This window comes from Streptomyces sp. SudanB52_2052 (genome assembly GCF_964272415.1).
In the GTDB taxonomy this organism is placed as follows: Bacteria; Actinomycetota; Actinomycetes; order Streptomycetales; family Streptomycetaceae; genus Streptomyces; species Streptomyces olindensis.
Genome location: NZ_OZ186796.1, coordinates 8,176,436 through 8,196,691, shown reverse-complemented (window position 1 = coordinate 8,196,691; position 20,256 = coordinate 8,176,436). Strand labels below are relative to the sequence as shown.

General features: G+C 70.1%; 18 protein-coding genes and 1 pseudogene. 9 read left to right on the top strand and 10 right to left on the bottom strand.

The window, feature by feature from the left end:
- Positions 1–30 precede the first annotated feature (30 nt).
- On the top strand, positions 31–741 hold the full coding sequence (locus tag ACSUPV_RS36915; protein WP_031120603.1) for a ThuA domain-containing protein: 711 nt from the start codon (positions 31–33) through the stop codon (positions 739–741).
- Positions 711–1,823 (top strand): Gfo/Idh/MocA family protein, encoded by a 1,113-nt coding sequence (locus ACSUPV_RS36910; protein WP_436949436.1) that lies wholly within the window; start codon positions 711–713, stop codon positions 1,821–1,823. The genes ACSUPV_RS36915 and ACSUPV_RS36910 overlap by 31 nt, the downstream gene beginning before the upstream one ends.
- Before the next feature lie 29 nt (positions 1,824–1,852).
- On the opposite strand, the gene ACSUPV_RS36905 is transcribed toward ACSUPV_RS36910, so the two are convergent.
- A complete protein-coding gene (locus tag ACSUPV_RS36905; RefSeq protein WP_436949435.1) occupies positions 1,853–3,331 on the bottom strand; it encodes a glutamate--cysteine ligase in 1,479 nt (492 codons plus the stop codon).
- A gap of 121 nt (positions 3,332–3,452) precedes the next feature.
- On the opposite strand from ACSUPV_RS36905, the gene ACSUPV_RS36900 reads away from it, so the two are divergent.
- On the top strand, positions 3,453–4,685 hold the full coding sequence (locus tag ACSUPV_RS36900) for an MFS transporter (RefSeq protein ID WP_436949434.1): 1,233 nt from the start codon (positions 3,453–3,455) through the stop codon (positions 4,683–4,685).
- Positions 4,686–4,776: 91 nt separating this feature from the next.
- On the opposite strand, the gene ACSUPV_RS36895 is transcribed toward ACSUPV_RS36900, so the two are convergent.
- Positions 4,777–5,606, bottom strand: a protein-coding gene (locus ACSUPV_RS36895; protein ID WP_436949977.1) for an IS5 family transposase whose coding sequence is annotated in 2 segments (ribosomal slippage) — positions 4,777–5,304 and positions 5,307–5,606 — 828 coding nt in all. Because the reading frame shifts where the segments join, the coding sequence is not laid out codon by codon here.
- Between the two features lie 514 nt (positions 5,607–6,120).
- Here ACSUPV_RS36895 and ACSUPV_RS36890 point away from each other — a divergent pair.
- A complete protein-coding gene (locus ACSUPV_RS36890; RefSeq protein ID WP_382611919.1) occupies positions 6,121–7,296 on the top strand; it encodes an acyltransferase family protein in 1,176 nt (391 codons plus the stop codon).
- A gap of 428 nt (positions 7,297–7,724) precedes the next feature.
- Here the strand turns inward: ACSUPV_RS36890 and ACSUPV_RS36885 are convergent, their stop codons facing one another.
- The 3 genes from ACSUPV_RS36885 to ACSUPV_RS36875 all read right to left on the bottom strand — a co-directional run bounded on the left by ACSUPV_RS36885 (position 7,725) and on the right by ACSUPV_RS36875 (position 9,756).
- A complete protein-coding gene (locus tag ACSUPV_RS36885; RefSeq protein WP_382611879.1) occupies positions 7,725–8,279 on the bottom strand; it encodes an RICIN domain-containing protein in 555 nt (184 codons plus the stop codon).
- Positions 8,280–8,387: 108 nt separating this feature from the next.
- On the bottom strand, positions 8,388–8,828 hold the full coding sequence (locus ACSUPV_RS36880; RefSeq protein WP_436949976.1) for an RICIN domain-containing protein: 441 nt from the start codon (positions 8,826–8,828) through the stop codon (positions 8,388–8,390).
- 361 nt (positions 8,829–9,189) lie between these two features.
- Positions 9,190–9,756, bottom strand: coding sequence for an RICIN domain-containing protein (locus ACSUPV_RS36875; RefSeq protein WP_436949433.1), 567 nt, complete (start codon positions 9,754–9,756; stop codon positions 9,190–9,192).
- 552 nt (positions 9,757–10,308) lie between these two features.
- Here ACSUPV_RS36875 and ACSUPV_RS36870 point away from each other — a divergent pair.
- From ACSUPV_RS36870 to ACSUPV_RS36860, 3 genes and pseudogenes are all read left to right on the top strand, one after another.
- Positions 10,309–11,166: pseudogene (locus ACSUPV_RS36870) on the top strand (IS5 family transposase).
- Positions 11,167–11,384: 218 nt separating this feature from the next.
- Positions 11,385–12,263 (top strand): SDR family oxidoreductase, encoded by an 879-nt coding sequence (locus tag ACSUPV_RS36865; protein ID WP_031120598.1) that lies wholly within the window; start codon positions 11,385–11,387, stop codon positions 12,261–12,263.
- 54 nt (positions 12,264–12,317) lie between these two features.
- The gene (locus ACSUPV_RS36860) at positions 12,318–13,046 is read left to right on the top strand and encodes a maleylpyruvate isomerase family mycothiol-dependent enzyme (protein WP_031120597.1); all 729 of its coding nucleotides are present in this window, start codon (positions 12,318–12,320) and stop codon (positions 13,044–13,046) included.
- A gap of 10 nt (positions 13,047–13,056) precedes the next feature.
- Here ACSUPV_RS36860 and ACSUPV_RS36855 read toward each other — a convergent pair whose 3' ends face one another.
- Entirely contained in the window at positions 13,057–13,452 is a 396-nt protein-coding gene (locus tag ACSUPV_RS36855) for a MarR family winged helix-turn-helix transcriptional regulator (RefSeq protein ID WP_031120596.1), read from the bottom strand.
- A gap of 87 nt (positions 13,453–13,539) precedes the next feature.
- Here ACSUPV_RS36855 and ACSUPV_RS36850 point away from each other — a divergent pair, with 87 nt between their 5' ends.
- Both ACSUPV_RS36850 and ACSUPV_RS36845 read left to right on the top strand, forming a co-directional pair.
- Positions 13,540–15,036 carry an MFS transporter gene (locus ACSUPV_RS36850; protein WP_037762161.1) on the top strand — a complete coding sequence of 499 codons (1,497 nt, stop codon included), beginning with the start codon at positions 13,540–13,542 and terminating at the stop codon, positions 15,034–15,036.
- Positions 15,037–15,242: 206 nt separating this feature from the next.
- Positions 15,243–16,490, top strand: coding sequence for an ABC transporter substrate-binding protein (locus ACSUPV_RS36845; RefSeq protein WP_037762160.1), 1,248 nt, complete (start codon positions 15,243–15,245; stop codon positions 16,488–16,490).
- A gap of 33 nt (positions 16,491–16,523) precedes the next feature.
- Here ACSUPV_RS36845 and ACSUPV_RS36840 read toward each other — a convergent pair whose 3' ends face one another.
- Genes ACSUPV_RS36840 through ACSUPV_RS36825 form a run of 4 tightly spaced genes read right to left on the bottom strand, consistent with a single transcriptional unit; the run spans position 16,524 to position 20,145 of the window.
- Positions 16,524–17,264 carry an ABC transporter ATP-binding protein gene (locus ACSUPV_RS36840; protein ID WP_031120593.1) on the bottom strand — a complete coding sequence of 247 codons (741 nt, stop codon included), beginning with the start codon at positions 17,262–17,264 and terminating at the stop codon, positions 16,524–16,526.
- A gap of 2 nt (positions 17,265–17,266) precedes the next feature.
- Positions 17,267–18,157: an ABC transporter ATP-binding protein gene (locus ACSUPV_RS36835; RefSeq protein WP_078650826.1), complete on the bottom strand. Its 891-nt coding sequence runs from the start codon at positions 18,155–18,157 to the stop codon at positions 17,267–17,269.
- On the bottom strand, positions 18,147–19,139 hold the full coding sequence (locus ACSUPV_RS36830) for a branched-chain amino acid ABC transporter permease (protein ID WP_436949432.1): 993 nt from the start codon (positions 19,137–19,139) through the stop codon (positions 18,147–18,149). The genes ACSUPV_RS36835 and ACSUPV_RS36830 overlap by 11 nt, the downstream gene beginning before the upstream one ends.
- Before the next feature lie 10 nt (positions 19,140–19,149).
- Entirely contained in the window at positions 19,150–20,145 is a 996-nt protein-coding gene (locus tag ACSUPV_RS36825; protein ID WP_051851583.1) for a branched-chain amino acid ABC transporter permease, read from the bottom strand.
- Positions 20,146–20,256 lie beyond the last annotated feature (111 nt).

Genomic DNA, 20,256 nt, shown 5'->3' with positions numbered 1-20,256 from the left:
CGCGGGCGCCCTGCGCATAGTGAGATCACGATGACGCAGAAGAGAGCCCTGGTTGTCCGGGGAGGGTGGGAAGGCCACGAGCCGGTCAAGGCCACGGAGCTGTTCCTGCCCTTCCTCCGGGACAACGGATACGTCGTCCGGGTCGAGGAGTCGACCGACGTCTACGCCGACAGCACCGAGATGGCCGACACCGATCTCGTCGTGCAGTGCGTCACGATGTCGGAGATCACCCGCGAGCAACTGGCGGGCCTGAGCTCCGCGGTCGTGGCCGGCACCGGCTTCACCGGCTGGCACGGGGGCATCGCCGACTCCTTCCGTGCCAGTGCCGACTATCTCCACCTGGTGGGCGGCCAGTTCGCCACCCACCCCGGAAAGGATCCCTGCGAGCGGCGGGGCGAGGCGGCGGACAACTTCCTGCCACACACCATCACCTTCACCGAGGCCGGACGCGAACACCCCGTCACCGCCGGCCTGGAGGACTTCGAGCTGGACACCGAGCAGTACTGGGTGCTGCACGACGACCTCATCGACGTCCTGGCCACCACCACGCATCCCACCCGGCCCTGGCAGCCCTGGCACCGGCCGGTGACCTCACCGGCGGTCTGGACCCGCCGTTGGGGTGCCGGGCGGATCGTGGTGACGACGCCGGGGCACAGCGTCGACGTGCTGGAACACCCCACCGTCCGCACCGTCATCGAGAGGGGCATGCTGTGGGCGACGCGCACCGCATCGGCGTCGTAGGGCTCGGGGTCATCTCCCGCGCGTACCTGGACACGCTGGCCGACCATCCCGCCGTGCGCGTCACCGCCGTCGCGGACCTCGACGCCTCCCGGTCGGCGGCGGTCGCCGCCGAGCTGCCCGGCGTCGAGGCGCTGCCCGTCGAGGAGTTGCTGCGCAGCCCGGACGTGGACACGGTCCTGAACCTCACCACCCCGGCGGCGCACGCCCGGATCGCCCTCGGGGCGATCCGGCACGGCAAGCACGTCTACGGGGAGAAGCCGCTGGCGGCGGGCCTGGAGGAGGCCCGGGAGGTCATGGCGGCCGCCGCGCGGGCGGGTGTCCGGGTGGGATGCGCGCCGGACACCGTGCTGGGCACGGGGGTGCAGACGGCGCGGGCGGCCGTGGCGGCGGGGAGCGTCGGACGCCCGCTGTTCGCCTCGGCCGTGATGGTGACCCCGGGCCACGAACGCTGGCACCCGCACCCGGACTTCTACTACACGGCCGGCGGTGGCCCGCTGCTCGACATGGGCCCGTACTACCTGTCGTCCCTGATCCATCTGTTGGGCCCGGTGCGGGCCGTGGTCGGGGCGGCCGGGCGGCTGCGCACGGAACGGGTCATCGGGTCCGGCCCGCGCGCGGGCGAGCGCATACCGGTGGAGGTGGACAGCCACGTCTCGGGCGTGCTGGAGCACGCCGACGGGACGTTGACGACCCTCACGACGAGCTTCGACGGAGTGGCGACCACGGCCGCCCCCATCGAGGTGCACGGCGAGCGGGGAACCCTCGCGGTCCCCGATCCGAACCGCTTCGACGGCGAGGTCCGCCTGCACGCGCTCGGCGACACGCGGTGGCGCCCCCTCCCCGCGTCGGCGGGCTACGAGGACGGCGCCCGCGGCGTCGGCCTGCTGGACTTCCTCGCCGCCGACGGGCGACGCGCGAACGGCGAGGTCGCCCTCCACGTGCTGGACGCGATGACGGCGCTCCTGCGCTCCTCGGCCGAGGGGCGTCGGATCGAGCTGACGACAACGGCACAGGTGCCCGCGCCCGTGCCGCTGACGCCGGTGACGGACTGGAGGGGCCAGGCCACGCCCAGCCCCGCGTGAGCGGCTCACGCCGGCCCCGCGTGAGCGCGTCAGTCCACCGGCCAGGTGTGCGCGGGGGCGTTCATGTGCATGTAGTCCATGTACGACCTGGTCATCTGCCGCAACGCCTCCCGCCGGTCGGAGACGCCCGCCTTCTCCAGGTGGTGCACCGTCTCGGCCTGCCACACGGCGCCGTTGCGGGCGGTGACGCAGCGCTGCTCGATGATGCCCAGCAGCGGTTCGCGCCACGGGTCGTCCATGCCGGCCAGCTCGAGGCCCCGGTGGGCCAGGGGCAGCAGACGCCGCAACACCAGTTCCGTCACCGGCACTTCGCCCACGCCGGGCCAGTACAGCCGGGCGTCGATGCCGTCGCGGGCCGCGGTGTGCAGGTTCTCCTCGGCGACCGAGAAGGACATCCGGGTCCACACCGGTCGGTCCTCGTCGACCAGGGCGCGGGTGAGGCCGTAGTAGAAGGCGCCGTTGGCGATGATGTCGGCCACGGTGGGGCCGGCGGGCAGGACCCGGTTCTCGATCCGCAGGTGCGGGCCGCTGTCGGTGACCGCGTAGATGGGGCGGTTCCAGCGGTAGATCGTGCCGTTGTGCAGGGTCAGTTCGCCCAGCTGCGGCACTCCGCCGCCGTCGAGTGTCCGCTGCGGGTCCTCGTCCTCGCACAGCGGCAGCAGGGCCGGGAAGTAGCGGACGTTCTCCTCGAAGAGGTCGAAGACGCTGGTGATCCAGCGCTCCCCGAACCACACCCGGGGGCGCACCCCCTGGGCCTTGATCTCCTCGGGACGGGTGTCCGTGGCCTGCTCGAACAGGGGGATGCGGGTCTCGCGCCACAGCTCCTTGCCGAACAGGAAGGGCGAGTTGGCGGCCAGCGCGATCTGCACGCCCGCGATGGCCTGGGCCGCGTTCCAGTAGTGCGGGAAGTCCTTCGGGGCGACCTGGAGGTGGAACTGGGTGCTGGTGCAGGCGGCCTCGGGGGTGATGGTGTCGGCGTAGGTCGACAGGCGCTCGACGCCGTCGACCGTGATCCGCAGGTCCTCGCCGCGGGCCGCGAAGATCTGCTCGTTGAGCAGCCGGTAGCGCGGGTCGCCGGAGAGGGCGGCCTCGCTGACGTCCGGTTCCCCCAGGGTCGGCAGGATGCCAACCATGATCAGGTGCGCGCCGACGGCCGCGGCGCGGTCCTCGGCGTGGTTGAGCGCGTCGCGGATGGCCTGCTCCCAGGAGCCGGGGCCGCCGGCCGTGAGCTGCCGGGGCGGGATGTTGATCTCCAGGTTGAAGCGGCCGAGTTCGCTCGACCAGGCGGGGTCGGCGATCGCCTGGAGCACGTCGGTGTTGCGCATCGCGGGGAGCCCCTCGTCGTCCACGAGGTTGAGCTCGATCTCCAGCCCGACCTGGGGGCGCTCGCTCTCGAAGCTCGACTCGCGCAGCATCCGGGCCAGCACCTCGAGGTCGGTGTGCATCTTCTCCCGGTAGCGACGGCGGTCCTCCCGTGTGAACACCAGGGCCGGCACGTCCCGTCCCATGCGCCCTCCCGCGTTCCCTCGGCGGATTGCTCTCGTCCCAGCGTCGCACCTTGTCCTCACCCCCGCACCCACCTAGCCTGACTTTGTGCCGCGAATAAACAAAACCCGAACGCACAGTGCCGTGCCGGGCAACGGCAACTCCCTCACCCGACTCCGTGTCGCGCTCACCGTCTTCTTCGCCCTCGACGGTTTCGTCTTCGCCGGCTGGGTCGTCCGGATCCCCGCCATCAAGGAACAGACGAACGCCTCGGCCAGCGCCCTCGGCCTCGCCCTGCTGGGCGTCTCCGCCGGAGCCGTCATCACCATGACCCTCACGGGACGCCTGTGCCGCCGCTACGGCAACCACCGGATCACCGTCGTCTGCGCCGTCCTGCTCTCCCTCAGCGTCGCCCTCCCTCCGCTCACCCGTTCGGTCCTGGCGCTCGGCCTGGTCCTGCTGCTCTTCGGTGCCGCGTACGGCGGGATCAACGTCGCTTTCAACAGCGCGGCCGTCGAACTGGTGGCCGCACTCCGGCGGCCGGTCATGCCGAGCTTCCACGCCGCGTTCAGCCTGGGCGGCATGATCGGCGCGGGCCTGGGCGGGCTGGTCGCGGGGGCCCTGTCCCCCACCCGCCACCTGATGCTGCTGACCGTCGTCGGGCTGCTGGTGACGGCCGCGGCCGGACCCACGCTGCTGCGGCACGAGCCCCCGGCTCCGCCCGAGCGGGAGCGGACCGAGCGGCGCGTCCCTCGCCGGCTCGACGGCCGTACCCGGTGGCTGGTGATCGTCTTCGGCGTGATCGCCGGGTGCACCGCGTACGGGGAGGGGGCGCTGGCCGACTGGGGCGCCCTGCACCTCGAACAGGACCTGGACGCCTCGCCGGGTGCCGCGGCCGCGGGCTACTCCTGCTTCGCGCTCGCCATGACGGTGGGGCGGCTGACCGGCACGACGCTCCTGGAGCGCCTCGGGCGGACCCGGACCGTCGTCGTCGGCGGCACCACCGCGGCGGCCGGGATGCTGCTCGGCTCGCTCGCCCCCTCGCTGTGGGCGGCCCTGCTGGGGTACGCGGTGACGGGCCTGGGGCTCGCCAACCTCTTCCCCGTCGCCGTGGAACGCGCGGGCGCGCTCGCCGGCCCCGGGGGTGTGGCCACGGCCTCCACGCTGGGCTACGGCGGCATGCTCCTCGGCCCGCCCGCGATCGGTTTCATGGCGGACTGGTTCACCCTGCCGGCCGCACTGACCAGCGTGGCGGTCCTCGCGGCGGTGGCGGCGGCCGTGGGGGCGCTCGTCGGGGCGGCGCCCCGGCGGGCGGCCGGGGACCGGGAGAAGCGGCCCCAGGGCTCCGCCGCGGACACGCCGGCGCCCCCGGGCTGAGGGTGCCGTCGCGGACAGGCCGGCCTCCCCGGGCCTAGGGGGGCGGCGGCGGACAAGCCCGCCTTGCCGGGCCTAGGTTCTGTCTCTTTGGTCAGCGTCGGGTCCAGATGAGGATGCCCGCGAGGTGGAGTGCGGCCTGGTAGGCGATCGCGAGCTTGTCGGTTCGTGTGGCCAGGCCGCGCCACTGCTTTAGGCGGTTGATGCACCGCTCGACGGTGTTGCGCTGTTTGTATGCCTCGCTGTCGAAGCCGGGCGGACGGCCACCCAGTCGCCCTCGCCGCAGGCGGTGGCCAACCTGGTCGGACGGCTGTGGGATGACCGCACGGATGCCCCGGCGCCGCAGGTGGCTGCGGATGGCACGTGAGGAATACGCGCGGTCGGCCAGAACGGTCAGGGGCCGGGTCCTGGGCCTGCCCGGGCCGGTGCGGGGCACGCGGATGCGAGACAACACCGTCTCGAAAGCGGGTGCGTCACCGGCCTGGCCTGCGGTGGCGGTGAATGCGAGGGGCCGTGCGCGGCCGTCTGCGGCCAGGTGGACCTTGGTGCTCAGCCCGCCGCGGGAGCGTCCGAGCGCGTGATCGGCTGGCTCTCCCGGGCGGGCCGCCCCTTTTTGCGTGCTCAGGCAGCGTGCTGGTGGGCCCGGACGACCGTGGAGTCCACCGACACCGTCCAGTCGAGGTCGTCATCGGCGTCCGCTGCCGCCAGGACGGCGGCGAGGATCATCTCCCAGGTGCCGTCGACGGCCCATCTGATCAGCCGTTTGTGAGCGGTCGGGAACGAGCCGAGCTCGTGGGGAAGGTCTCGCCAGGGTGAGTTGGTGCGGTACTTCCACGCGATGGCCTCGAGCGTGCGGCGGTGGTCGGCCCATCGCCGCACGCGGACCGGATCGGTCGGCATCAGCGGCTCGATCCGGTCCCACATCGCATCGGTGATCACTAATCGGACACTGCAAGGCCAGGGCGCTCGGTCAAGGCCATCCCTGGCAGCGCATGGGCTTGCCCAGGCAGTCCTGGGCAAGCCCATATTGCAGGTGGTCGCTGCGAGGCTGGACGACACGGACAGCGACGACGAGCAGCTGATGCGCGGCTCTATGGCACCGGCCTCGGCCACCCGGGCCCCAAGCCGGGACGCAGCTATGCTGAGCTGGCGGCTGGGCGGCTTCGGACCGCCGAACGGCGTTGCTAGGAAGAGCCGGTGAGCTGCGGTGCACGGCCGGATGCCCCACTGAGGTTCCCTGCGGTGGCTTGCCACAGCATTGTTGGTGCTTCGGGCTCATCGAGAGTCACGGGTGATGGGATCACAGTTGAACACCGGCAATGCACCGAACGTGAAGGAGGGTATGGAAGCCCCCCATCGTGTCGATCCTGCGCTGGCACCTTCACCCTCTGTATCGGCGCGATCACCTTCTCCCGTGCCGTCTGCCCGTTTATCGAGGCTGGGCTGGTTGGACGCGCTGCGCGGCATCGCGGCACTCGTCGTGGTGTTTGACCACTCGTCCTATGCCTTCATGGCCGAGTTCCGGCGCGAGTTGATGCCTGAGTTCAACACCAGCCGGTACGGCATCATGGTGTTTTTTCTCGTGAGTGGCTACATCATTCCCGCCTCGCTTGAGCGGCGGGGTTGCGTGCGGACATTCTGGATTGGACGGATTTTCCGTATCTATCCACTATGGGCTGCTGTCGTCATAGCGGTGCTTGCTGCCAACGTGTTGGGGTTCGCCGAGATCCGTGACTTCGATGGGCAAAGCTTCGCCACGGTGGCCGCCGCCCATGCCACCTTGCTCCAGGAGTTGCTAGGAACGCCCAACCTCCTGCTTGTCTTATGGACGCTCTCGTACGAGATGGCCTTCTACCTGCTAGTGGTGGCGCTCTTCTCGCTGAGGCGTCATCAGCGGTCGGCATCGGTCGCCGGGACCCTGGCGGTGCTGGCGGCTGTGAGCGTGGCCGTGGCGAGTGCGCTGCCTGTGTCCGCTCTCAGCGACGAGGTCGGAACCGGCCCGTTGGTGGCCGTCGCCGCGACCGCCATGGCGGTGGCTATCTGCTGTGCGAGCGGCACATCAGCCGCGCTTCGGGTGTCGGGTGGCGTGCTGGGTGGGGTGCTGGGGCTCGTGCTGGTCGCCTTCAACAGCACGGTTCCCATGTGGGAGGGGCTGGTGATTCTTGCCGTCATGTTCCTGGGCACCGCTGTGTATCGAGCCGAGAGCGGTCAGAGCACTTGGAGGCATGCAGCCTGCACCGCGATCTTCGTGGTCGCCTGCGCGGTAGGGGCGGCATACAGTTACGGCGACGGGTCCCACTTCACACGGCGCGCCTGGATCGCGTCGTTTCTCCTGGCCGTGCTCACGTTCGGCGTCGGGCTGGCGTGTCGTCGGCGCCAGATACCGCGCTGGCTGACGTGGCTCGGGACGATCAGTTACTCAGTCTACTTGGTGCATCCGGTCCTGCTGGCGGTCACCGACGGAACGATCGGCCGCTGGCAGGAGAACAAGCCCTGGCTTGAGTTGGCCTTCTACGCTGTGCTGCTGCCCTTGTGTTTACTGACCTACCGGTACATCGAAGCGCCGGCGCAGGCGTTGGGGCGAAAGGTGGCACGGCGCGTTCGGCGGCCGTGACGCGAGTCCGTTCCCTGGGGCGAGACGTGCTCGGATAGGCGCTCCCCCGACGCCCGGCGTTCCGCCTGGAATACGGGAGGTCGCGGAGTGAAACGGTCTGGGACTTCTTCACATGAAGGAATGGTCGCTACGAAACGGTTGCCCGGCCCTGGTTGCCGGATCTGTCGCAGGCGACCTGGGCGGCCTGCGCGCCGTTGGGATGCCGGCGTCCGACTGCCCAGGCACACGCCGCTCTTGCGGTTTGCGAAGGAAGTAGTTCAACCGGATCTGCCATGTGTAGCTCAATGACGTGGGAAGCGGTGTCCAAGTTTGGGAGGTCCCGGATCCAAAGGACCCGGGACCGCCTGATTGCACGTTACCTGTCGTACAACTTACTCAGGGGCAGACCGCATGCGCTCAGGTGACGCGGCGATACTCCACCGTGATCGTCAGAAGTTGAAGTCGTCTATCCAGCCCTGGTTGGCGGATCCGTCGCAGGGGAACTGGGCTACCTGCGCGCCGTCGGCGGTGCTGGCGCCTGAGACGCCCAGGCACAGGCCGCTCTTGCGGTTCTTTATCTGGTAGCCGTTACCGTCGGCGTAGATCCAACTGAGCTTCCAGTCCTGGTTGAGGTCGCCGGACGGAGTCGCCGTGATGGCCGCCGCGCCGGCTGCGGTACTGGCGCGGTCGATGCCGAGGTTCAACTTCGACTGCCAGTTCTCCCAGCCGTAGACGGTGCCGCCCTCGGTCAGGACCGTTTCCCACAGCTGCAGATAGCTGCTGGTGCTGGACTTCTGGACGACCTTGGCACCGTTGGCGGAGCTCACCGCCGTCAGGTACTTCCCCGACTTGATGTTTTTGATCTTATGGGTAGCGGTCACTCGTTTCGGCGCCGGGTCACTGTTCTGCGGTGACGGCGTGTCAGCGATCGCGGGGCTTGCAGCAGCCAGAAGCGCTCCCGCCACCATGGCCGCGACGGCGGCGCTGACTCGTGTTGCGCGCATGACATATCTCCTCGTGTTGGGTTTCAGTGCAGTCGGGCCGTTAGGCCGAGGGGGTCGGACCACGCCTGGCCAGGTGCGCAAGCCGATCGGTCACAGCACGTAGAGGTGTCAGCGCTGGTTGGCCGACCCATCACAGACGAACTGGGCGGCCTGCGCGCCGTTGGCGGTACTCGCGCCTGAAATCCCCAGGCACAGATGACTCTTGCGGTTCCGCAGTACAGCCACGTCCGAAGCACCAGAGACCGGGACGATCAGCCAGTCCTGGTTGACGTCCCCGGAGGACTTCCCGATGATGGCTGCCGCGCCGGCCGAGGCGCTGGCGCCGTCGATACCCAGGTTCTTGCGCGAGCGACCGTTCTCGAAGCTGAAGAAGTAACCGTCCGGGATCATGCTCCAGTACTGCGAGAATTTCTGGTCGTCGCCCGGCTGCTGGACGACTCTGGCTACGTTCGCCGTGCTGTTGCCCGTGGGCTGCAAGAACTTCCCGGACTTCGCGTTCCTGAGTCCAACGGTCGTGGCGGCCGCTCCCTGTTCAGCGAGGGCCGACAGCGGCAGAGGGTTGCTGGGATGACCGGGAGGTACTCAAATCGATCTAGCTTGCTGAGCAGCTTCAGCACTTGAGGGAGGGAGTAAGTCTCCTGCCATGTGCGGCGGCTGTCCCTCGATAGACCGGCCGACGTGAGGAGCGAGCACTCTGGGGGCTAAACCAGCAGGGGCAGTGGGGCAGCAGCCAGCCCTGGTTGGTCGAGCCGTCGCACGGGAACTGGGTGGCCGCTGCGCCGTTGGCGGTGACGGCGCCTGCGATGTCCAGGCTGCCTGCTCACCGCCAACGGCTTACGTCACGACTGGAGGGCCAGTGCCCCTCACCTACGGTCGGGTGGGTGCATCTATCTCTACGAGAGCCGTTCGGTCATGCCCCGACGAGGGTCCAGCCCTGGTTGGCGCTGCCGTCGCAGGGGAACTGGGCTGCCTGTGCGCCGTTGGCGGTGCTGGCGCCGGAAATGCCCAGGCACAGGCCGCTCTTGCGGTTTTTCATGGAGAAGGTGCCGGGGGGGTAGGGGCCCGTGGCGAGGTACCAGTCCTGGTTGAGGTCGCCGGACCCATTCGCCTGGATGGCCACCGCACCGGCCGAGGTGCTGGCGCCGTCGATGCCGAGGTTCTTGCCCGAACCGGAGTTCTCGAAGCTGTAGTAATCGCCGTCCGGGACCGGGGTCCAGTACTGGGCGCTGCTGGCACCCCAGGGCTGCTGGACGATCTTCGCCCCGTTGGCCGTACTGCTTCCCGACGGCTGCAGTACCTTCTTGGACTTGTAGTTCTGAATCCCCGCAGAGGCGGAGGCCTTGAGGATCGACATCGGCAGGGGCGTCGGGTCGCTCTGCTGCGACGACTGGGCGTGAGCGATCGCAGGGCTGGCTGCCGCCATCAGCGCCCCGGCCATAACCGCTGCGACGATGTTCCTGGTGCGTCTCTTACGCACGTTGCAGTCCTTCACTTTGGGTTGCTTCGTCGTTGCCGCGAGTACTCAACCAGAGAGTGAGGGAGAATCGCTAGATCGTTCGAGCAGTTAGGCTGAAAGCGCTTTCTTGACAGGGGCATGTTCGCTTGGCAGCAGGAAAGCGAGTGCTGGCCAAGCTGTCAGCCCGCGTCGACCAGGCCGTCCCGTCCGACGACCCGCTCGTGACGCGGGGAACCCAACCCGCCCGCAGGGTGCTCGGCATCGATACGTCCAGTCACGAGCGACCTGACGGGGCAGGACGGCTGCGGCTGGTATGACCACTCCACTCACACGGGCGGCGCATTCAGCTAAGCCCTGATAGCGCCCCTTGTTGTGCCGCTATCACTGGCGCATGGCCAAAGCTGTGCTGCGCGGCCTTGCCGCGGCCTTCGTGGTCTTTTCCGCCGCCGTCTCCTCACCCGCCCATGCTGCAGAGACACTGCCCCTGCCGGATGCGGTCGACCGGCTGCCCTCAGGTACGGAGTCCCGTGAGGGCAGGCGTGTCCCTTTGATGGGCTGAGCAGTTGATCGGATGTGTCTGTCCGGTTGGTGATCAGTGATGCGATGTGGGACCGGATCGAGCCGTTGATGCCGGCCGATCCGATCCGTGGGCGCCGGTGGGCCGACCACCGCCGCACGATCGAGGCCATCGCGTGGAAGTACCGCACCTGCTCGCCCTGGCGCGACCTGCCCGAAGAGCTCGGCTCGTTCAAGACCGCGCACAAGCGCCTGCTGCGGTGGGCCGTCGACGGAACGTGGGAGAAGATCTTCGCCGCCGTCCTGGCCGCAGCGGACGCCGACGACGACATCGCCTGGACCGCCTCGGTGGATTCCACCGTCTGCCGGGCTCACCAGCACGCCGCCGGAGCCCGCAAAGGATGAGTCCATCCCCGGCGAGCCTGCCGACCACGCCCTCGGACGCTCCCGGGGCGGCCTGAGCACCAAGGTCCACCTGGCCAGCGACCTCCACGCCCGGCCTCTGGCCATCACGGTCACCGCCGGACAGGCAGGCGATGCACCGGCGTTCACTGCCGTGATGGCCGCGCTGCGAGTGCCTCGCACCGGGCGCGGACGTCCCCGCACCAGACCGGACATGGTGATCGCGGACCGGGCCTACTCCTCCCGCGCGATCCGCTCCACCTGCGCGAACGGCACATCCGTGCGGTCATCCCGCAGCCGGTGGACCAAGCCCGCAACCGGCTACGACGGGGCCCATACGGCGGTCGCCCGCCGGCCTTCGACGCCGATGCCTACAAGCAGCGCAACGCGGTCGAGCGGTGCATCAACCGCCTGAAGCAGTGGCGCGGCCTGGCCATGCGCACCGACAAGCTCGCCATCGCCTACCAGGCGGCACTCCACCTCGCCGCCATCCTCATCTGGGCCCGCAGATGACCAAAGAGACAGAACCTAGGGGCGGCGGCCGACAGGCCCGCCTCCCCAAGCCGAAGGAGCGGCGGCGGACAGCCTCGCTTCTCCCCGCCGCGGGGCCCGCCCGGCACGGTCCGGCGATCCACCTCGGCGGGCCGGGTCGGCACTGCCGTGTTCCTGGGTACCCGGGGCCACGCCCGTTGTGATCACCGGGCCGTAGCCATGGACAAGGAGGCAGACCCGTGACCGAACAACAGCACCCCGGCGAGCAGCACCCGACACCGGAGTTTCCCTCCCAGGACCAGCCGCACCCGGGCTGGACGGGGCCCATGGACCCGCCCCCGGACCACGGTGAGGAGTCCTACCGGGGCAGCGGCCGGCTGGACGGCCGCAAGGCCGTGGTGACCGGCGGGGACTCCGGGATCGGCCGCGCGGTGGCCCTGGCGTTCGCCCGCGAGGGAGCCGACGTGCTCTTCACCCATCTGGACGACGAGAAGGACGACGCCGCCGAGACCGCCCGGCTGGTCGAGGAGTCCGGCCGCCGTGCCGTGCCCGTCTCCTGCGACGTGCGGGAGGAGGAGAACTGCCGGGCGCTCATCGACCGCGCCGTGGACGAGTTCGGCCGGATCGACGTCCTGGTGAACAACGCGGCGTACCAGATGTCGCAGCCCGACGGCATCGAGTCGATCTCCACCGAGCAGTTCGACCGGGTGATGCGCACCAACCTGTACGGCATGTTCTGGCTGTGCAAGATGGCCCTGCCGCACATCCCGGAGGGCGGCAGCATCATCAACTCCACGTCGGTGCAGGCGTACAAGCCCAGTCCGCACCTGCTGGACTACGCGACGACGAAGGGCGCGATCGTCACCTTCACGCAGGGGCTGGCCCAGATGGTGATCGACCGCGGCGTCCGCGTCAACGCGGTGGCACCGGGCCCGGTGTGGACGCCGCTGATCCCGGCAACCATGCCGGACACGCAGGAGTTCGGCAAGCAGGCGCCGATCGGACGGCCCGCGCAGCCGGCCGAGATGGCCCCGGCGTACGTCTTCCTCGCGTCGCAGGAGGCGTCGTACATCACCGCCGAGATCGTCAACGCGACGGGCGGGACGCCGCTGCCCTAGCGTGCCGCGAAAATCCGGCGCTTGGAGCGCCCTCCATACGGCAGACTCGGCGCCATGGAGACCGCCGAGTTGCTTCAAGCGCTGGAGACGGAGGGCCGGTTGCTCGCCGCGGCCGCCGAGGAGGCCGGGACGGACGCCAAGGTGCCGACGTGCCCGGGGTGGCAGGTGCGCGACCTGCTGCGGCACACGGGCGCGGTGCACCGCTGGGCCGCCTCGTACGTGACCGAGGGGTACAGCGAGCGGCGCCCCCTGGGTGAAGCCCCGGACGTCGACGGCGCGGAGCTCGTGGCCTGGTACCGCGACAGCCACCGCCGCCTCGTCCGCGCGCTGGCCGACGCCGCGCCCGACGTGGAGTGCTGGTCCTTCCTGCCGGCGCCGTCCCCGCTGGCCTTCTGGACCCGGCGGCAGGCACACGAGACGGCGGTGCACCGGGTCGACGCGGAGTCCGCTCGCGGCGCCGGCACCACGGCCGTCACCCCCGACTTCGCGACCGACGGCATCGACGAACTGCTGCGCGGCTTCCACGCCCGCCCCAAGAGCCGGGTCCGCACGGACGAACCGCGCGTGCTGCGGGTCCGCACGGACGACACCGACGCGGTGTGGACCGTACGGCTGTCCCCGGAGCCGCCCGTCACCACGCGCGACGCGTCCGCGGCGGCCGAGTGCGAACTCTCCGGCCCGGCGGAGCGGGTGTACCTGGCGCTGTGGAACCGGGGGCCCATGCCGTCGGTCACGGGCGACCGGGCGCTGGCCGAGCTGTGGCGGGAGACGTCGGGAGTCTGACCGCCCGGGCTCAGTCGTCCGCCAGCATCCGCGCCAGCACCGCGCGCTGCACGGGCAGTACCTCGCCGTGCAGCGCGCGCCCCTTCGCCGTGAGGGAGACCCGCACGCCCCGCCGGTCCTCGGGGCACATGCAGCGCTCGACGAGGCCCTCCTTCTCCAGCCGGGCGATCAGCCGCGACAGCGCGCTCTGGCTCAGGTGGACCCGCTCGGAGATCTCCTGCACCCGGTAGGCCGGGGTGCCCTTCGGGGTCCGGCACCCGGCCAGGACGTCGAGCACCTCGAAGTCGCTGGCGCACAGGCCGTGATCATGCAGGACCCGGTCGAGTTCGCACTGCGTGCGCGCGTGCAGCGCCAGAATGTCCCGCCACTGTTCCACGAGCGCCTGCTCGGCCTGCTTCGCCGCCATGAGGACGCGCCGTAACAGAGAACCGGGATTGTTGCATCTGAATTAAATGCGCTTGCATCTCATGCATGCGCATGTAGTGTCTCGGGCATGACCTCTCCGCTCACCACCCCGACGTCCGAAGGGCGTTGGACTCCCCGACTCTGGGGCACCCTCCTGGTGCTCTGCGCCGCGATGTTCCTGGACGCCCTCGACGTCTCCATGGTCGGCGTCGCGCTGCCGTCCATCGGCGCCGACCTCGGCCTGTCGACCTCCGCGCTGCAGTGGATCGTCAGCGGCTACATCCTGGGCTACGGCGGCCTGCTCCTCCTCGGCGGACGCACCGCCGACCTGCTGGGCCGGCGCCAGGTCTTCCTGGTGGCCCTGGGCGTCTTCGCGCTGGCCTCGCTGCTCGGTGGCCTCGTCGACTCCGGGCCGCTGCTCATCGCCAGCCGCTTCGTCAAGGGCCTGAGCGCGGCCTTCACCGCCCCCGCCGGCCTGTCGATCATCACCACGACGTTCCCCGAGGGCCCGCTGCGCAACCGCGCCCTCGCCATCTACACCACCTGCGGCGCCACCGGCTACTCGATGGGCCTGGTCTTCTCCGGCCTGCTGACGGAGGCCAGTTGGCGCCTGACCATGCTGCTGCCCGCCCCGATCGCCCTGATCGCCCTGATCGCGGGTCTGAAGCTGCTGCCGCGCAGCGAGCGCGAGCGCGCCGAGGGCGGTTACGACATCCCCGGCGCCGTGCTCGGCACCGCCTCGATGCTGCTGCTCGTCTTCACCGTCGTCGAGGCGCCCGAGGTGGGCTGGGGCTCAGCCCGGACGATCCTGTCCTTCGCGGCCGTGGCCGTCCTGCTGGCGGCCTTCGTGGCCGTGGAGCGGCGCAGCCCGAGCCCGCTGGTCCGGCTCGGCGTGCTGCGTTCGGGGCCGCAAGTGCGGGCCCAGCTGGGCGCGTTGACGTTCGTCGGCAGCTACATCGGCTTCCAGTTCCTGGTCACGCTGTACATGCAGCAACTGCTCGGCTGGTCCGCGCTGCACACGGCCCTGGCCTTCCTGCCGGCCGGCGCGCTGGTGGCGCTGTCCGCGACGAAGGTGGGTGCCGTCATCGACCGGTTCGGCACGGCCCGGCTGATCGTGCTGGGCTTCGCGCTGATGGTGGCCGGCTACGTGCTGTTCCTGCGCATCGACCTCGACCCGGTCTACGCGGCGGTGATCCTGCCGACGATGCTGCTGGTCGGCTCGGGCTTCGCGCTGACCTTCCCCTCCCTCAACGTCCAGGCCACCAACGGCGTCGACGAGCACGAGCAGGGCATGGTCTCCGGACTGCTCAACACCTCGGTCCAGGTGGGCGGCGCGATCTTCCTCGCGGTGGTGACGGCGGTGGTGACCGCGCATTCCCCCGAGGGCGGCAATCCCTCCCCGCAGGCCGTGCTCGACAGCTACCGGCCCGGCCTGGTGGTCGTGACGCTCATCGCCCTCGCCGGCCTGCTGATCACCCTCACCGGCCTGCGATCCCGCCGGAACCGGCCGTCCGTCGTGGTCGCCGCGTCCGCTCCCAAGGAGGCGGAACGCGAGGAGGCGGAACGCGTCGCCGTACGCGACTAGGGAACGCCTCCCGTCGTGATCACGACACCCTGCGCGACCTGTGAAGGGAGCGCAGGGCGTTGTGATCACAACGGGAAACACAAAAGCCGAGAAAGCGTACGTTTCATACTTTTCCGGGCTCTCGATGAGTTCTAGGCTCGTGTACGGATGGCGGGCGGAGGGCCGGCCAGTCGACCACCGCCGCCTGTGAACGAGCGGAGGCGGAGATGAAAGCGTCGATAAGGCGGTCCGCGATCTTCGCAAGCGCGGCCGCTCTCGTGATGGCCGTCTGCGGTACGACGGGCACGGCCCGGGCCGAGCCGGGCGACGGCGAGCTCCAGTTCGGCTACGTCCTGCCGGAGACGGGACAGCTGGCCTACCTGGGCCCGCCCCAGATCGAGTCCTTGAAGTTCGCGATCCAGGAGATCAACGACGCCGGCGGAGTCCTGGGCAAGCCCGTGCCGGCCGTGGTCTCCAGTGACGAGGCGGGCCAGGAGGCCGTCGCCGCGCAGTCGGCGGACCGGGTCCTCGCGGCAGGCGTGGACGCGATCGTCGGCGCCGCGGCTTCCGGCATGTCGCTGGCGTTCATCGACCGGGTGACCGGAGCGGGCGTCGTGCAGTGTTCGGGGTCGAACACCGCTCCCACGTTCACCGACTACGAGGACGACGGCTTCTACTTCCGTACCGTCCCGAGCGACGCGTTGCAGGGGCCCGTTCTGGCGGACGTCGTCCGCGACGACGGCCACGACCGGGTGGCCCTGGTCGCACGGGCGGACGACTACGGGCGCGGCCTGATGGAGGCCACCCAGAAGGCACTGGAGGAGCGCGGGGCGACGGTGACGCTCGCGGAGACCTACGACCCGAAGGCGACCAACTTCGACCAGGTCGTCCAGCAGATGGAGAACTCCAGGCCGGACGCCGCCGTGGTGATCGCCTTCGAGGAGGGCACCCAGATCCTTCAGGGCATGATCGAGTCCGGGCTCGGGCCCGACCGGATCGGCGTCTACGGCGCCGACGGACTGCGCAGCGAGGAACTGCCCTCGCTGGTCGCCCCGGGCCAGCCGGAGAGGCTCTCCGGGATGAAGGGGACCGCGCCGGCGTCGGCGACGAACGAGCAGTACGTGAAGGACCTCAAGGAATTCGCGCCGGACCTGAAGGAGCTGCAGTTCGCACCGCAGGTGTTCGACTGCGCGACGACGATCGCGCTCGCCGCCGAGAAGGCGGAGTCCGACGACCCGGGCGAGTACGTGAAGGAGATGAACGGGATCACCAGGGACGGCGAGAAGTGCAACTCGTTCGCCGCCTGCAAGGAGCTGCTCGCCGACGGCAGGGACATCGACTACGACGGTGTGAGCGGTCCGCTCGACTTCACCGACAAGGGCGAACCCGGTCAGGCCTCGATCGAGGTGTACGGCTACAACGACGAGGGACAGCTGGAGACCCTGCGGACCGAGACCAGCAAGGCCGAGGAGTGACCGGGGGGAGGACCGGAGGGCCGACGACGGGAGTCAGCGGACGCGGGCGAGCGTGCCGAGGTAGAGCTCGATCACCTTCTCGTCGTGGAGCAGGGCCGTGCCCGTGCCGGTGTACGCGTTGCGGCCCTGGTCGAGGACGTAGCCGCGGTCGCAGAACTGCAGGCACCTGCGGGCGTTCTGCTCGACCATGAGCACGGCGACGCCCGCGCTGTTGATCACGCGGCAGCGGTCGAAGACGTGGTCCTGGTGGAGCGGTGACAGGCCGGCCGACGGCTCGTCGAGCAGCAGCAGTCGCGGCTCCATCATCAGGGCGCGGGCCATCGCGAGCATCTGGCGCTCGCCGCCGGACATCGCGCCGGCCTTCTGCCTGCGGCGTTGGGCCAGTACGGGGAAGAGTTCCTCGACCGCCGCGACCCGCCGCGCGTGGTCCTTGGGCCGCAGGTACATCCCCATCCGCAGGTTCTCCTCGACCGTGAGGGTGGGGAACACGTTCTGGAGCTGCGGCACGTAGCCCACGCCCCGCCGGACCAGTTCGTGCGCGGGCCGGCCGGTGACGTCCTCGCCGCGCAGCCGCACGGTCCCGCGGCGCACCCGCAGCAGCCCGAAGACGGCCTTCACCAACGTCGACTTGCCGGCGCCGTTGGGGCCGATCACGCCGACCACCTCGCCCGGCCGCACCTCGACGCTGCATCCGCGCAGCACGTCGACACCGGGGACGTAGCCGGCCACGATGTCGTCGGCCGCCAGCACCGGTACCTGTTCCTCGGCGGACATCGCTAGTCCTCCTTCCCGTTCTGCTCCCCCTGGCCCGTCTCCTCGGTGGCCTGGGGCTCGTCGTGCCGCTTGCCCAGGTAGGCGTCCACGACGGCGGGGTTCCGGCCGATCGTGTGCGGTGGGCCCTCGGCCACCAGGCGTCCGTCGGCCATCACGGCCACCCAGTCGCTGATCCCCATCACCACGTCCATGTCGTGTTCGACGAAGCACACCGTCAGCCCCTCGTCGCGCAGCCGCGTGATGTGTCCGAGCAGCGACTGGGTCAGCGCGGGGTTCACCCCGGCCATCGGCTCGTCGAGCAGGAGCATGACCGGGCGGGCCATCAGCGCACGGGCCAGTTCCAGCAGTTTGCGCTGGCCCCCGGAGAGCGTGCCGGCGTGGTCGTCGCGCAGGGGCCCGAGCCGGAACCGGTCCAGCAGTTCGTCGGCCCTGCGCTCCATCTCCCGCTCCTGACCGCGCCACAGCGGCCGCAGCAGCGCGGGCAGCGCCCGCTCGCCGCGTTGCCCGGGCGCGGCGAGCAGCAGGTTCTCCAGCACGGTGAGCCGGGCGAGCGCCCGGGAGAGCTGGAACGTACGGACCAGTCCGCGCCGCGCCACCCGGTGCGCCGGGGAGCCGGTGAGCGGCTGTCCGTCGAACGACCACCGTCCGCCGTCGGCCCGGTCGAAGCCGCTCACCACGTTGAACAGCGTGGTCTTGCCCGCACCGTTGGGGCCGATGAGCGCCGTGATGACGCCGCGCTGCACCTCCAGGTGCTCGACCCGCACGGCGACCAGGCCGCCGAACTTGCGGGTCACCTGGTCCAGGACCAGCAGGGGATCGGGCTTGCGCACCCCCGGCCGGGGGTCGATCGCGGAGAGCCGGCCCGGTGCGGGCACGACGGGGTCAGCGGCCACTGAGCAGCATCTCCTTCCGGCTGCCGAGGATGCCCTGCGGCCGGAACGCGACCAGCAGGATCAGGGCGACCCCGACGAGGGCGAAGCGCACCGCGCCGACCTCCGAGGTGCTGATGAGGTCCGGCGAGACGTACTCGGCGTCGATGGCCTGGCGGAGCGCGCTGTCGAGGAAGCTCAGGACGAACCAGAACAGGATCGCGCCGACGACCGGCCCGAGGATCCGCCCGGCGCCTCCGAGGACGAGCAGTGTGTACAGGAAGAACGTGACGCCCGGGTCGTAGTTGTCCGGGTTCACGGACTGCACCTGGATCGCCTGCAGCATGCCCGCGACCGCCCCGATGACGCCGCCGAGCACGAGGCTCTGCATCTTGTACGCGTAGACGTTCTTGCCGAGGCTGCGGGCGGCGACCTCGTCCTCACGGATCGACCGGATGACACGGCCCCACGGGCTGTGGATCAGCAGGGCCAGCAGAGATCCGACCACGACGACCAGCGCCCATCCGACGATCATCACCCAGATGTCGCGAGAGCTGAACCGCACGAGCCACACGCCGTAGGTGCCGGGGTCGATGGGGTTGAGCGCGTAGAAGTCGTTCGCGAACCTCTGCAGGCCGAACACCCCGCCGGTGACCGGCTCGGCCCAGCTGGAGCGGTAGAACAGGCGAAGCGTCTCCCCCGCCGCGATCGTGGTGATGGCCAGGTAGTCGGCGCGCAGCCGCAGGGTGGGCAGGCCGAGGAGCAGGGCCAGCACGATCGCGCAGGCGATCCCGCCCAGGACGCCGAGCCACATCGGGCCGTCGTACCTCGCCACCGTGATGGCGAGCCCGTAGCCGCCGACCAGCATGAAACCGACCTGGCCGAAGTTCAGCAGCCCCGTGTAGCCGAAGTGCAGGTTCAGGCCCATCGCGGCGAGCGCGTAGACGGCGGCGATGGGACCGATGCCCGAGCGCAGGGCGTCGGAGACGATGGCCGAGAAGTCCATGGCACACCCCTCACCCGACGCGTTCGGCCCGGCCGAGGATGCCCTGCGGCCGGACGAGGAGGACCAGGATCAGGACGAGCAGCGCCCAGGCGTACTGCAGGTCGACCGGGAACCACAGGGTGGACATCTGGGCGACGACGCCGATGACGAGACTGCCGACCATCGCACCGTAGGCGGAGCCGAGGCCGCCCAGGATGATCCCCGCGAACATGAGCAGCAGGAGCTTGAAGCCCATGTCCCAGGTGACGATCTCCACCAGGCCGAAGAAGACCCCGCCGAGGGCGGCCAGGGCGCCGGCGAGCATCCACACGAACAGCACCACCCGCTGCACATCGATGCCCGACGCCTCCGCGAGGTCACGGTTGGCGGCGACGGCCCGCACGGCCGTGCCGATCCGCGTCTTCTGCAGGAGCACGGCGATGCCGAGCAGCACCAGCACGGAGAGCAGGGTGACGGTGAGGTCCCGGGGGGTGATGCCGGCCGGGCCGAGGCCGATCGTGCTCTGGATGTCGTACTGGGCGTAGGAGGCGGGCCGGGTGCCGTAGAGCACGAGGACGACGTGGCGCAGCAGGAGCGAGAGCCCGATGGTGACGATGAACATGTTGATCAGCCCGGTGCCCCGGGCGCGCAGCGGGCGCCAGATGCCGCGTTCGACGGCGCCGCCCAGCAGGGCGCCGAAGACCACCGCGGCGAGGGCGGCGGGAATCAGGTGCCAGCCCGGGCCGGCCGCTGAGACGTTGAGGAAGAACGCGAAGGTGGCGCCGATCGTGACGAACTCTCCGTGCGCGAAGTTGATCAGGTGGATCGTGCCGAAGATCAGCGAGAGTCCGACCGAGGTGATCGCGATGATCACTCCGAACTGGACACCGTCGATCAGAGCCTGCAGAGCGCGCGCGGCGAACGTGGGGCCGCGCGGCACTTCCTCGCCCTGGGCCCGCGTGGAGATCGCGGGCAGCATCACGAGGACCAGGGCGAGGGCCGACACGAAGATCCGCTGATAGCGCACGGTGGTTCCGGTACGTCACGAACATCCCTTATGGGGTCAGTGTAGGCGCGGGTCGGGGCGGTGACAGGGGTAAGGGGACGGGTGGAGGCTCGTGCGGAACGGAGGACGCGG

What these genes read in the sequence shown, in the direction of transcription:
- ACSUPV_RS36915 (WP_031120603.1), top strand. Translation starts at nt 31, where the DNA reads ATGACGCAGAAGAGAGCCCTGGTTGTCCGGGGAGGGTGGGAAGGCCAC.
- ACSUPV_RS36905 (WP_436949435.1), bottom strand. Translation starts at nt 3,331, where the DNA reads ATGGGACGGGACGTGCCGGCCCTGGTGTTCACACGGGAGGACCGCCGT.
- ACSUPV_RS36885 (WP_382611879.1), bottom strand. Translation starts at nt 8,279, where the DNA reads ATGCGCGCAACACGAGTCAGCGCCGCCGTCGCGGCCATGGTGGCGGGA.
- ACSUPV_RS36860 (WP_031120597.1), top strand. Translation starts at nt 12,318, where the DNA reads ATGGAGACCGCCGAGTTGCTTCAAGCGCTGGAGACGGAGGGCCGGTTG.
- ACSUPV_RS36855 (WP_031120596.1), bottom strand. Translation starts at nt 13,452, where the DNA reads ATGGCGGCGAAGCAGGCCGAGCAGGCGCTCGTGGAACAGTGGCGGGAC.
- ACSUPV_RS36850 (WP_037762161.1), top strand. Translation starts at nt 13,540, where the DNA reads ATGACCTCTCCGCTCACCACCCCGACGTCCGAAGGGCGTTGGACTCCC.
- ACSUPV_RS36845 (WP_037762160.1), top strand. Translation starts at nt 15,243, where the DNA reads ATGAAAGCGTCGATAAGGCGGTCCGCGATCTTCGCAAGCGCGGCCGCT.
- ACSUPV_RS36840 (WP_031120593.1), bottom strand. Translation starts at nt 17,264, where the DNA reads ATGTCCGCCGAGGAACAGGTACCGGTGCTGGCGGCCGACGACATCGTG.
- ACSUPV_RS36830 (WP_436949432.1), bottom strand. Translation starts at nt 19,139, where the DNA reads ATGGACTTCTCGGCCATCGTCTCCGACGCCCTGCGCTCGGGCATCGGT.